This is a genomic window from Bradyrhizobium sp. S3.12.5, from assembly GCF_040548225.1.
GTDB lineage: Bacteria > Pseudomonadota > Alphaproteobacteria > Rhizobiales > Xanthobacteraceae > Bradyrhizobium > Bradyrhizobium cytisi.
The window spans coordinates 323,695-335,662 of the sequence record NZ_JBEPRF010000004.1 but is presented as its reverse complement, the minus strand read 5'-3'; the positions used below and the strand labels follow the sequence as shown (position 1 = coordinate 335,662).

Genomic DNA, 11,968 nt, shown 5'->3' with positions numbered 1-11,968 from the left:
AGCCAGTCGCTGCGAGGGAGACCGCGATGAACCGCCGGAACATCTTGTGGAGCACCGTCTCGGCGCTGGGCGCGGCGTTTGCCTCGCGCGCCAATGCTGCAACGGAAGCGAAATCGGACAGGCTGAAGGTCGTCTATCACCTCAGCGACGCCGACAAGGTCAATTTCGTGCTCGGCAACATCCAGAACCACATCGACGGCGTCGGCGGCCCCGACCATGTCACGATCGCGCTGATAATCCACGGGCCGGCGTTGAAGGCATTCCACTTGGCGCAGGCCAACCCGGACATCAGCAAGCGGATCGGCGATTTCTCCAGGGACGGCGTCGAGCTCGCCGCCTGCGGCAACACGATGAAGGCGCAGAACATCACGCTGACGGATCTGCTGCCGGGGTTTGTCAGCGCGGAGAAGGGCGGCGTGGTTCGTTTGGCCGAGCTGCAGTCGCAGGGGTATCTGTATCTGCGGCCGTAGGGCGCGCGAGGCGCCGCCACATTCTCCGTCATTGCGAGCGCAGCGAAGCAATCCAGTCTCTCCGCGGAGACAGACTGGATTGCTTCGTCGCAAGGGCTCCTCGCAATGACGCGGAGCGCGTTGCGCGAGCGAGCCATCCCGCTTGACATACCCATAACCCTTCGGTTATGAATGATCCATAACCTACGAGTTATGGATTTCCATGTCCGCCGCCCCCGACCTTCTGTTCCGGACGCTCGCCGACCCCACGCGGCGGGCGATCTTCGAGCGGCTGTGCCGCGAGGGCGAGCAGACGGTCGGGGCACTGACGGTGCGATCCGGCGTTTCCCAACCGGCGGTCTCAAAGCACCTCGGCGCCTTGAAGCAGGCGGGCCTGGTGCGCGACCGCCATGAAGGACGCCAGACCCATTACAGCGCGCAGCCAGGCGCGCTCAATCCGCTGATCGACTGGACCAGCCAGATGGCGGGCTTCTGGCAGAACCGGCTCGATGCGCTCGACGATCTCCTCAAGAGGATGGACCAATGACTGAGGCTGCGACCGAAACACGTTCCGTGGTCATCGAGCGGGAATTTGCTTATCCGCCGGAGCGGCTGTGGCGCGCGCTGACGCAGCCGCATCTGATCGAGGAATGGCTGATGAAGAACGACTTCAAGCCGACGGTCGGTCACCGCTTCAATCTCCGCGGCGAATGGGGCGGCGTGCTCGATTGCGAGGTGCTCGCCATCGAGCCGCAGCGCTCGCTGGCCTACACCTGGAATTTCACGCATGAGGATTCAGCCTACGACCTCAAAAGCGTGGTGACGTTCACGCTCACCCCGCAAGGCGCCGGCACGCATCTGCGCGTCGAGCAGGCGGGCTTCCGCCCCAGCCAGAAGCAGGCCTATGGCGGCGCGCATGCCGGCTGGAAGCAGTTTTTCACCAAGCTGGACGAGCTGCTGGCGCGGGCCGAATAGCCTTGCCACGAGCGTCCATTCCGAACATTCCCACAGGAGACCTAGATGAGCTCGAACATGTGGATTCGACAGATCCATCGCTGGCTGTCGCTTGCCTTCACGCTCGCCGTGATAGCCAACATCGTTGCGCTGACCATGCAGATTCAAGCGACATGGATCGGCTTGCTGGCCTTCGTGCCGCTGATCCCGCTGCTCGCGACCGGGCTCTATCTGTTCGCGCTGCCCTATGTCGGCCGGCGCAGCGGGGCGCGATCATGAAAAAGGCGGTGACGGCAAGGGAGAACGCCGCGAAGGACACCGATGGACCTTCGCCTGCCAAGATGATCGACGGCAAGATCAAGGAGCTCGGCGACTGGCGCGGCGAGACGCTGAAGCGAATCCGCGCGCTGATCAAGGAGGCCGATCCTGAGGTCGTCGAGGAATGGAAATGGCGCGGCGTTCCCGTGTGGGAGCACGACGGCATTATCTGCACCGGCGAGACCTACAAGGCCGTCGTCAAGATGACCTTCGCCAGGGGCGCGGCGCTGGACGACCCGGCCGGCCTGTTCAATTCCAGCCTCGACGGCAATGTACGGCGCGCGATCGATATTCCCGAGGGCGCCAAGATCAACGAAAAAGCGCTGAAGGCACTGATCCGCGCGGCCGTGGCGCTGAATGCGTCCAAGGCGAAGAAGAAGCCGGCGAAGAAGCAATCGGCCTAAAGCACCCGTTGTGCAGCCGCGAACTCCTTCCTTCTCCCCTTGTGGGAGAAGGTGGCGCGAAGCGCCGGATGAGGGGTCTCTATCGACACGGGAAAATGCCGAGAGATACCCCTCACCCCAGTGAGCTTGTGTCTGCCGGCGTCGCTGCCCTCTCCCACAAGGGGCGAGGGCACATTAACGCGCATCTCGCCTTCTTGGCTCCGCGCAGTCAGCCACGTTACGCCGCCGCTGTGATCGGCCGCGGGCTCACGACGTATTCGCGCAGCACCTTGTCACTCCCATCGACCTCGATCAGCGCGACGTCGTAGGTCCAGAGATCGGCCAGATGCTGGAGCACCCGCTTGGCGTCGGTCTCGTTGAGTTGCGAGCCCTTGATGACGCGGTGGTGCAGGATCAGCCGGCGGTCGCCGGAGAGATCGACATCGACCACCTCGATATTGGCGTCGATGTAGCCAACGTCGTGCTGCCGCGCCAACTCGCGGCGGACGCGGCGGAAACCGCGGTCGTCGTGAATGGCGTCAACCCGGATGCCGGCGCGCTCCTCGGGATCGTCGTGCAGATGGAACATGCGGAAGTGCCGCATCAGCTTCGGGCTCAGGAACTGGGCGATGAAGCTTTCATCGCGGTAATTGGCCCAGACGTCGCGCAGCACGCCCATCACGTCGTTCTTGCCGGCGATGTCAGGGAACCATTCGCGGTCCTCGTCCGACGGACTGGTGACGATGCGCTCGATGTCCTGCATCATGGCGAAGCCCAGCGCATAGGGGTTGAAGCCCGAGAAACGCTGATCGTCGAACTCGGGCTGGAACACCACATTGGTGTGCGATCCCAGGAATTCGAGGAAGTTGCCGTCGGTGATGCGGCCCTGCTGATGCAGCTGGGTCATGATGCGATAGTGGACGTAGGTCGCCGTCCCCTCGTTCATCACCTTGGTCTGGCTTTGCGGATAGAAATATTGCGCGATGTGGCGGACGATGCGCAGCAGCTCGCGCTGCCAGGGCGCCAGCCGCGGCGCGCTCTTCTCCAGGAAGTAGAGCAGGTTTTCCTGCGGCAGGCCGAGTAGCTTGCGGCGCCGCTCGAGCGAGATCGCGGTCCTGCTCTTCGAGGCACCCTTGGGCACGGTGCGCCAGAGGTCGTTGAAGACTTCCTCTTCGTGCTGGCGGCGGCGCCCTGCCCGCTTCTCTTCCTCGCGTAAATCCAGCTTCTTCTTGCCGGGATAACGGTCGATGCCGTGCGACATCAGCGCGTGCGCCGCGTCAAGCGTGCGCTCGACCTCGGTGCGGCCGTAGCGCTCCTCGCATTGCATCACGTATTTCTTGGCGAAATCCAGGTAGTCGAGAATCCCTTCGGCATCGGTCCACTGCTTGAACAGGTAGTTGTTCTTGAAGAAGTGGTTGTGGCCGAAGGCGGCGTGCGCGATCACCAGCGTCTGCATCGTCGCCGTGTTCTCCTCCATGAGGTAGGAGATACAGGGCGAGGAGTTGATCACGATCTCATAGGCGAGGCCCATCAGGCCCTTGCGATACGACGCCTCGTGATACGCAAAATGCTTGCCGAACGACCAGTGCTTGTAGAACAGCGGCATGCCGACGGATGAATAGGCATCCAGCATCTGCTCGGCGGTGATCACCTCGATCTGGTTCGGGTAGACGTCGAGCCCAAGATCCTTCAACGCCACCTCCTCGCAGGCATCGGTGATGCGCTGCAAGGTGTGGAAATCCCAATCGGCGCCTTCGAACAAGCGTTCCGTCATGGAGCGGCTTTCTCCTGAGAAGTCTCGCGGCGCTGGAACAGATCGTGGAACACCGGGAAGATCTCGCTGCGCTCGCTGACCTTGCGCATCGAGAGCGGTGCGCCGCTGTTGCGCAGGCGCTCATAAAGGGTCCAGAGCGAGGAATCGGACAGATCGAAGGCACTGCCGCCGGATTCTCCGACCTCGAGATAGGCAAAGAACTGGCAGACCGGCAGGATTTTCTCGGTCAGCAGCAGGCCGGTGAGCTCGCCGTCGGAATAGGAATTGTCGCCGTCGGAGGCTTGCGCCGCGTAGATATTCCAGTCCGCCGGATTAAAGCGTTCGCGCACGATCTCGTGCATCGCCTGCAGCGCGCTGGAGACCAACGTGCCGCCGGAGGCCGGGCCGTAGAAGAAGGTCTGCTCGTCCACTTCCTCGGCGCGGTCGGTGTGGCGGATGAAGACGATCTCGACATGCTTGTAGCGACGCTTCAGGAACACGTAGAGCAGCATATAGAAGCGTTTGGCGAGATCCTTCATATGCTCGGACATCGAGCCGGAGACGTCCATCAGGCAGAACATCACGGCCTGCGCCACCGGCCGCGGCACCTTCTCGTAGCGGCGGTAGCGGATGTCGAGCGGATCGATGAAGGGAATGCGCTTGGTCTTCGCCTTCAGCTTTTCGAGCCGGGCGAGAAGCTCCACGCGTTCGTCCTCGTCGGCGCAGGCGGCGATCTCGGCTTCCAGCGCTTCGATCTCGTCCTTGCTGGGACGCTTGAGCGCGATGCGGCGCGCCAGCGCGAGCTTTACGGTGCGGCTGACCGAGATGTTGGCCGGCGACCCCGACGTGGTATAGCCGACGCGCTGGATGCCCTCGCTCTCCGTCTGTGCAATCTTGCGCTTGGCGAGATCGGGCAGCTCGAGATCGTCGAGGAAGAGATCGACGAATTCGTCGCGACTGAGCACAAAGCGGAAGGCGTCCTCGCTGTCGCCTTCGCCGGGACCGGAATCCTTGGCGCTGCCCTGGCCGGAGCGCTGGAGGTAGTCGCCCTCGATGAACTTCTTGTTGCCGGGCAGCACCATGTCGCGCGTTCCGCCTTCACGGCGGAAACGCGGCTCGTGCATGCCGTCGAGCGGTATCGTGACCTCACCACCCTCCAGGACGTCCTTGATGTCGCGTTCCTGCGAGGTCTTCTTGACGGCGCCCTGCACCAGGGATTTGGCCCGACGCAAGAACCGCTGCCGGTTCTCAAGACTCTTGCCGCCTGGATTCAGGCGCCTGTCAATAATGTGAATGGCCACTTTCTCATCCGTCTCAACCGGCTTGCTTCACGCGCATGTACCATTCGACCAGTCGGCGAACCTGACGCTCGGTGTAGCCGCGCTCCACCATGCGTGCGACGAACTCGCCGTGCTTCTTCTCCGTCTCGCCGTCCTTCTTAGACCCGAACGAGATGACCGGAAGCAGGTCCTCGACCTGAGAGAATATCCGCTTTTCGATCACATCGCGAATCTTCTCGTAGGAGGTCCAGGTCGGATTCTTGCCGCCGTTCTGGGCGCGCGACCGTAACGAGAATTTGACCACCTCGTTGCGGAAATCCTTCGGGTTGGCGATGCCGGCCGGTTTTTCGATCTTGGTCAGCTCCTGGTTCAAGAGATCGCGATCAAGGAGTTGTCCGGTGTCGGGATCCTTGAAATCCTGGTCCTCGATCCAGGCGTCGGCGTAATCCACGTAGCGGTCGAACAGGTTCTGGCCGTAATCCGAGTAGGATTCCAGATAGGCCTTCTGGATCTCGTTGCCGATGAACTCGGCATAACGCGGCGCAAGTTCCGCCTTGATGAATTCGAGGTAACGCTTTTCGATTTCCTCAGGAAGCTGCTCGCGGCGGATCGACTGTTCCAGCGCATACATCAGGTGCACGGCGTCGGCGGCAACCTCCTGCGGATCGTGGTTGAAGGTCGCGGCCAGGATCTTGAAGGCAAAGCGCGTGGAGACACCGTCCATGCCTTCGTCGACGCCGGCGGCATCCCGGTATTCCTGGACGCTGCGCGCTTTGGGATCGGATTCCTTCAGGCTTTCGCCATCATAAACCCGCATCTTGGCAAACAGCGTGGAATTCTCGTGCTTGCGTAGCCGCGACATCACCGAGAATCGCGCCATCGTTTCCAGCGTCGCCGGCGCGCACGGTGCAGACGCAAGCTCGGAGCCCTGGATCAGCTTTTCGTAGATCTTCTGCTCTTCGGTGTAGCGCAGGACATAGGGCACCTTGATAACGCAGATGCGGTCGATGAAGGCTTCGTTGTTCTTGTTGGCCTTGAAGCTCGACCACTCCGCCTCGTTGGAGTGCGCGAGGATGACGCCTGTGAACGGGATCGCGCCGATGTTCTCGGTGCCGATATAGTTGCCTTCCTGCGTTGCGGTCAGCAACGGATGCAGCATCTTGATCGGCGCCTTGAACATCTCGACGAATTCGAGCACGCCCTGATTGGCGCGGTTGAGGCCGCCGGAATAGCTGTAGGCGTCGGGATCGTTCTGCGCGTAGGTCTCGAGCTTGCGGATATCGACCTTGCCGACCAGCGAGGAGATGTCCTGGTTGTTCTCGTCACCGGGCTCGGTCTTGGCGATACCGATCTGGCGCAGCCGCGACGGCTGAATCTTGGCGACGCGGAATTGCGAGATGTCGCCGCCGAAGGCCTCCAGCCGCTTGTAGCACCACGGGCTCATCAAGCCGGTGAGACGCCGGCGCGGAATGCCGTACTTCTCTTCCAGCATCGGACCGAGCTGATCGGGATCGAACAGGCTGAGCGGGCTCTCGAACACCGGCGAGAGTTCATCCCCGGCCTTGAGCACGTAGATCGGATGCACCTCCATCAGCGACTTCAGCCGCTCGGCGAGCGAGGATTTGCCGCCGCCGACCGGTCCGAGCAGATAGAGGATCTGCTTGCGTTCTTCCAGGCCCTGCGCCGCATGGCGGAAGAAACCGACGATGCGCTCGATGGTTTCTTCCATGCCGTAGAAGCCGGCGAAGGCCGGATAGGTGCGGATCGTGCGGTTCAAAAAAATACGGCCAAGGCGTGGGTCCTTGGCCGTGTCGATCGTCTGGGGCTCGCCGATCGCCGCCAGTAACCGTTCGGCCGAGTTCGCGTATTTCATGGGATCGCTTCGACACGATTCCAGGTATTCCGCCATCGACATGTCGTGCTGGCTTCTCGCCTCGAACGACTTAGCGAAAGCGTTGAATAGAGAATCGTTGTACATGATCCCTCTCCGCGTGAGTTCCGCTACAAGCTGAAACGAAAGCAGTTACTGGACCGTTCCTCAGGCCGCTTCTCGAATCAGCGTGAGCACATGACCATCATTGGACACCCGGGTGCCGAGACGACGCAACGCACAAGGTAGGCACTCGCTGAATTACGAACAGGCACTTGCCTGTAATTTGTGCGAATCTCTATCCATCTTCGCTCATTTCCAGAAAATGTCACTCGCTCGCCACATCCGGGCAATACCGGGGACGAGTCCCTCGGGCACTGCAACATGACAATTTGCCAGCGGCAAACTTATGACGCTTGCAGAGCGATGCCTTGCGCGCCGCGTTCATCTTCCTGCTGCGATGCGATGCGTGGGCAAGCGCGCAGCGCTGTATCATAATCGGTCGCCAAACCCTCCGAACGGATAACGTCGTTCTGCGTGGCGGCCCGGATGCAGAAGAGCTGCCGCGCTTGACTTGAAGGCAAGCCGTCTGAAAGCAAGCCTTTTGAAAGCAAGCCTTTTGAAAGCAACGCTTGCGCGCCGCCGCATCATCGCGAGGTGCGCCGCGACCAGGAGCCGCATGACGGATTGACCGATGTCGAGATCATGGGATGCGCCGATGCAGACGGTCGACGCGATCGACGGCCCGTGATCGGCTACGGCGACGCCATCAGGATTTGCGTGCATGCTTCCCCCAGCATGGCCATTCGCGACCGAGCCAATGACGATCAGACGGATCGATAACCGCTGACGACACTTCGCGACGCGACCGATGTCCTCACGCAACAACGCCTCGGCCGAACCATCGCGGCCAAATTTTTATTACGCAAAAGGACAACTGCCGCCTGGATCGCCATGATCGCGACGGAGTTAAGCTGAGAGAATGACGCCAATACCCTTGATTGGTTCCCTCCCGGGAGCATGTGAGCTAAAGGATAGCGCGTCAGGACCGGCGCGGAAACCCCCTCCGCCCGCAGGCTTGGAGATAAATAAGCATCATGAATCCCGTCAAAGAACTGGAAAAGCACGGACAAGCCGTCTGGCTGGACTTCCTCGCCCGCGGCTTCATCGCCAAGGGCGACCTGAAGCGGCTGATCGACGACGACGGCCTCAAGGGCGTCACCTCCAATCCGTCGATCTTCGAGAAGGCGATCGGTAGCTCGGACGAGTACGACGCCTCGATCGGCAAGGCGCTGAAGCGCGGCGACCGGACCGTGGCCGATCTGTTCGAGGCGGTCGCGATCGAGGACATCCAGAACGCCGCCGACGTGCTGCGGCCGGTCTATGACCGCCTCAAAGGCCATGACGGCTATGTCAGCCTCGAGGTCTCGCCCTATCTGGCGATGGACACCGCCGGTACCGTCACCGAGGCACGGCGGCTCTGGAAGGACGTCAACCGCAAGAACCTGATGGTGAAGGTGCCGGCGACGCCTCAGGGCCTGCCGGCGATCGAAACGCTGATCGGCGACGGCGTCAGCATCAACATCACGCTGTTGTTCTCCAAGGCAGTCTATCTCGAGGTCGCCGAGGCCTATCTCGCCGGCCTCGAGAAATATATCGCCGGCGGCGGCGACCCCTCGCATGTCGCGAGCGTGGCGAGCTTCTTCGTCAGCCGCATCGACTCCATGGTCGACAAGCAGCTCGACGAGAAGATCGCGCGGGCCAACGACCCATCCGAGAAAGAGCGGCTCGCCGCGCTGAAGGGCAAGGTCGCGATCGCCAACGCGAAGGTCGCCTATCAGGATTACAAGCGCCTGTTCTCGGGCCCGCGCTGGGACAAGCTCGCCGCCAGGGGCGCCAAGCCGCAGCGCATGCTGTGGGCCTCGACCGGCACCAAGAACAAGGACTACAGCGACGTGCTCTATGTCGAGGAGCTGATCGGCCCCGACACCATCAACACCATGCCGCCGGCGACGCTGGATGCATTCCGCGACCACGGCAAGCTGCGCGACAGCCTGGAGGAGAACGTCGACGACGCCCGCCGCGTGCTGGAAGAGCTGGAGCGCTCCGGCGTCTCGCTCGATGCCATCACCGAGGAACTCGTCAAGGACGGCGTCAAGCAGTTCGCCGACGCCGCCGACAAGCTCTACGGCGCCGTCGCCCACAAGCGCGCCACCGTGCTCGGCCCCGCGATCGACCGCCAGCAGCTCTCGCTGGGGGACGGCCTCGGCAAGGCCGTGGCCAAGAGCACCGAGGAATGGCGCGCATCGGCAAAGATCCGCAGGCTGTGGCAGCGCGACAAATCGGTCTGGACGGGGACGGACGAGGACAAATGGCTCGGCTGGCTCGACAGCGCAGCGAAAGCCGACGTCGCCGACTACGAGGACTATGCCAACCGCGTGAAGGGCCAGAACTTCTCCGACGCCGTCGTGCTCGGCATGGGCGGATCGAGCCTCGGACCGGAGGTGCTGGCCGAGACCTTTGCGAGGAAAGCGGGCTTCCCGAAGCTGCACGTGCTGGATTCCACCGATCCGGCGCAGGTGCGGGCGATGGAGGCCAAGATCGACATCGCCAAGACCGTGTTCATCGTCTCCAGCAAATCCGGCGGCACCACCGAGCCGAACGCGATGAAGGATTATTTCCATGAGCGCGTCGCGCAGGCGCTCGGCCCGAAGGCCAAGACCGGCTTCCGCTTCATCGCGGTGACCGACCCAGGCTCCTCGCTGGAAAAGGCGGCGAAGAAGCTCAACTACGCCCGCGTCTTCCATGGCGAACCGTCGATCGGCGGCCGCTATTCGGTGCTGTCGCCGTTCGGCCTGGTGCCGGCGGCCACGGCCGGCATCGACGTCAAGACCTTGGTCAAGCATGCGCTCTCGATGGCTCGCTCCTGCGGACCGGACGTGCCGCCAAGCGAGAACCCGGGCGTCCAGCTCGGCCTCGCCATGGGCCTCGCCGGACTCGAAGGCCGCGACAAGGTGACAATCCTGTCGTCGAAGAAGATCGCCGATTTCGGCGCCTGGGCCGAGCAGCTCATCGCGGAATCGACCGGCAAGGAGGGCAAGGGCCTGATCCCGATCGCCGGCGAGCCGCTGGGCGAGTCCTCGCTCTACGGCAACGACCGCTTCTTCATCGACATCCGCACCGAGGGCGAGACAGACGCCGCGCACGACTCGGCACTTGCCGGGATCGAGGCGGCCGGCCATCCCGTGGTGCGCATCGTCATGAAGTCGATCGACCATCTCGGTCAGGAGTTCTTCCGCTTCGAGATGGCGACGGCGGTGGCAGGCTCGATCCTCGGCATCAACCCGTTCGACCAGCCCGACGTCGAAGCCGCCAAGATCAAGACCCGCGAGCTGACGTCAGCCTACGAGAAGACCGGCGCGCTGCCGGCCGAAGAGCCCGTGGTCAGCACCGCGGAATTCGACCTCTACACCAACGACACCAACGCAGTCGCGTTGCGCACGATGGGAGCCAATGGCGACCTCACCTCCTGGCTCAGGGCACATATCACGCGCTCGCGGCGCGGCGATTATTTTGCCCTGCTCGGCTACATCGCCCGCGACAAGGCCACAATCGAGGCGCTGCAGGAGATGCGGACGGCCGTGCTGGAGAAACGGCATCTGGCGACTGCCGCCGAATTCGGACCGCGCTTCCTGCACTCCACGGGTCAGGCCTACAAGGGCGGGCCCGACAGCGGCGTGTTCCTCCAGATCACCGCAGATGACGCCAAGGACCTGGCCGTGCCGGGCCAGAAGGCAAGTTTTGGCGTGATCAAGGCGGCGCAGGCACGCGGCGATTTCGACGTGCTCACCGAGCGCGGCCGTCGCGCGCTTCGGGTGCACCTGAAGGGGCCGCTCAAGAAAGGTCTCGCTGCGCTCAATGCCGCGCTTACTGACGCGCTGAATTAAGAGGAATTTCTCAATGCAACTCGGCATGATCGGCCTCGGCCGGATGGGCGGCAACATCGTTCGCCGGCTGATGCACCACGGCCATTCGACCGTGGTCTATGACAAGGACGCCAAGGCCGTCGCCGGTCTCGCCGCGGATGGCGCTGTCGGCTCGGCGACGCTGGAAGAGTTCATCTCGAAACTGGAGCGGCCGCGCGCGGCCTGGGTGATGCTGCCTGCGGGCCGCATCACCGAGCAAACGATCGACACGATCGCGGGCGTGATGCAGGAGGGCGACGTCATCATCGACGGCGGCAACACCTTCTGGCAGGACGACGTCCGGCGCGGCAAGGCGCTGAAGGCGCGCGGCATCCACTATGTAGACGTCGGCACGTCCGGCGGCGTCTGGGGGCTCGACCGCGGCTATTGCATGATGATCGGCGGCGAGAAACAGGTCGTCGACCGGCTCGATCCGATCTTCGCAGCCCTAGCGCCCGGCGCCGGCGATATTCCACGCACGGAGGGACGTGACGGGCGCGATCCGCGCATCGAGCAGGGCTACATCCATGCCGGTCCCGTCGGCGCGGGCCATTTCGTCAAGATGATCCACAACGGCATCGAATACGGCCTGATGCAGGCCTATGCGGAAGGATTCGACATTCTCAAAAACGCCAATATCGACGCCCTGCCTGCCGATCATCGTTACGATTTCGATCTCGCGGACATCGCCGAAGTCTGGCGGCGCGGCAGCGTGATCCCGTCATGGCTGCTCGATCTCACCTCGACCGCGCTCGCCGACAGCCCCGCACTGGCTGAATATTCCGGCTTCGTGGAGGATTCCGGTGAGGGACGCTGGACCGTGAATGCGGCGATCGACGAGGCCGTGCCGGCCGAAGTCCTGACGGCAGCGCTCTACACACGTTTCCGTTCCCGCAAGGACCACACCTTCGCCGAAAAAATTCTCTCGGCGATGCGCGCGGGGTTCGGCGGCCACAAGGAGCCGAAGCAGCCGGACGCTTCGAAGCCCGAATAAGA

At 62.8% G+C, this 11,968-nt stretch carries 11 protein-coding genes; 7 read left to right on the top strand and 4 right to left on the bottom strand.

Translation table 11 applies throughout. From position 1 onward, the window contains the following. The first annotated feature begins 26 nt into the window (after window positions 1–26). The 5 genes from ABIC09_RS07610 to ABIC09_RS07590 all read left to right on the top strand — a co-directional run bounded on the left by ABIC09_RS07610 (window position 27) and on the right by ABIC09_RS07590 (window position 2,125). Complete coding sequence (locus ABIC09_RS07610; RefSeq protein ID WP_148754740.1) at window positions 27–470, top strand: DsrE family protein; 444 nt, start codon at window positions 27–29, stop codon at window positions 468–470. Between the two features lie 202 nt (window positions 471–672). Beyond that, window positions 673–996 (top strand): ArsR/SmtB family transcription factor, encoded by a 324-nt coding sequence (locus ABIC09_RS07605; RefSeq protein WP_354108883.1) that lies wholly within the window; start codon window positions 673–675, stop codon window positions 994–996. Continuing rightward, window positions 993–1,424 carry an SRPBCC family protein gene (locus tag ABIC09_RS07600; protein WP_354108882.1) on the top strand — a complete coding sequence of 144 codons (432 nt, stop codon included), beginning with the start codon at window positions 993–995 and terminating at the stop codon, window positions 1,422–1,424. The genes ABIC09_RS07605 and ABIC09_RS07600 overlap by 4 nt, the downstream gene beginning before the upstream one ends. Before the next feature lie 45 nt (window positions 1,425–1,469). After that, window positions 1,470–1,682 carry a hypothetical protein gene (locus tag ABIC09_RS07595; protein WP_187435263.1) on the top strand — a complete coding sequence of 71 codons (213 nt, stop codon included), beginning with the start codon at window positions 1,470–1,472 and terminating at the stop codon, window positions 1,680–1,682. Then, window positions 1,679–2,125 (top strand): DUF1801 domain-containing protein, encoded by a 447-nt coding sequence (locus ABIC09_RS07590; protein ID WP_354108881.1) that lies wholly within the window; start codon window positions 1,679–1,681, stop codon window positions 2,123–2,125. The genes ABIC09_RS07595 and ABIC09_RS07590 overlap by 4 nt, the downstream gene beginning before the upstream one ends. 217 nt (window positions 2,126–2,342) lie before the next feature. Here the strand turns inward: ABIC09_RS07590 and ABIC09_RS07585 are convergent, their stop codons facing one another. The 4 genes from ABIC09_RS07585 to ABIC09_RS07570 all read right to left on the bottom strand — a co-directional run bounded on the left by ABIC09_RS07585 (window position 2,343) and on the right by ABIC09_RS07570 (window position 7,892). Next, window positions 2,343–3,878, bottom strand: coding sequence for a SpoVR family protein (locus ABIC09_RS07585; RefSeq protein ID WP_148754745.1), 1,536 nt, complete (start codon window positions 3,876–3,878; stop codon window positions 2,343–2,345). Next, window positions 3,875–5,158 (bottom strand): YeaH/YhbH family protein, encoded by a 1,284-nt coding sequence (locus tag ABIC09_RS07580; RefSeq protein WP_502917654.1) that lies wholly within the window; start codon window positions 5,156–5,158, stop codon window positions 3,875–3,877. Before ABIC09_RS07580 ends, ABIC09_RS07585 begins: the two co-directional genes overlap by 4 nt. Before the next feature lie 13 nt (window positions 5,159–5,171). Further along, a complete protein-coding gene (locus tag ABIC09_RS07575; protein WP_148754747.1) occupies window positions 5,172–7,115 on the bottom strand; it encodes a PrkA family serine protein kinase in 1,944 nt (647 codons plus the stop codon). A gap of 384 nt (window positions 7,116–7,499) precedes the next feature. Next, on the bottom strand, window positions 7,500–7,892 hold the full coding sequence (locus tag ABIC09_RS07570) for a hypothetical protein (protein WP_354086165.1): 393 nt from the start codon (window positions 7,890–7,892) through the stop codon (window positions 7,500–7,502). Window positions 7,893–8,104: 212 nt separating this feature from the next. Here ABIC09_RS07570 and ABIC09_RS07565 point away from each other — a divergent pair, with 212 nt between their 5' ends. Both ABIC09_RS07565 and gnd read left to right on the top strand, forming a co-directional pair. After that, a complete protein-coding gene (locus ABIC09_RS07565; protein ID WP_354108880.1) occupies window positions 8,105–10,954 on the top strand; it encodes a bifunctional transaldolase/phosoglucose isomerase in 2,850 nt (949 codons plus the stop codon). Window positions 10,955–10,967: 13 nt separating this feature from the next. Then, window positions 10,968–11,966, top strand: a complete 999-nt coding sequence (gene gnd / locus ABIC09_RS07560; RefSeq protein WP_148754749.1) for a phosphogluconate dehydrogenase (NAD(+)-dependent, decarboxylating) — start codon at window positions 10,968–10,970, stop codon at window positions 11,964–11,966. The last annotated feature ends 2 nt before the right edge of the window (window positions 11,967–11,968 follow it).